The sequence below is a fragment of the Bacillus cereus group sp. BfR-BA-01316 genome (assembly GCF_022664195.1).
GTDB lineage: Bacteria > Bacillota > Bacilli > Bacillales > Bacillaceae_G > Bacillus_A.
In genome coordinates this window covers 1-231 of sequence record NZ_JAKUGX010000123.1, presented here as the reverse complement: position 1 = coordinate 231, position 231 = coordinate 1, and the positions used below count along the sequence as shown (strand labels likewise).

Genomic DNA, 231 nt, shown 5'->3' with positions numbered 1-231 from the left:
AGGCATGTTAACCACTACACCACGGGACCATTTGGTTGCGGGGACAGGATTTGAACCTGCGACCTTCGGGTTATGAGCCCGACGAGCTACCGTACTGCTCCACCCCGCGATGATATAAATAGCTTGGCGACGTCCTACTCTCACAGGGACAAGGTCCCAACTACCATCGGCGCTAGAGAGCTTAACTTCCGTGTTCGGTATGGGAACGGGTGTGACCTCTCTGCCATCATC

Annotated in this window: 1 tRNA gene and 1 rRNA gene; both read right to left on the bottom strand. The window is 55.0% G+C overall.

Annotated features, from left to right (window positions below):
• Positions 1–32 precede the first annotated feature (32 nt).
• Positions 33–109, bottom strand: a tRNA-Met gene (locus tag MR071_RS25280).
• A gap of 12 nt (positions 110–121) precedes the next feature.
• Positions 122–231: ribosomal RNA gene (gene rrf / locus MR071_RS25275) — 5S ribosomal RNA — on the bottom strand; the annotation flags it as partial.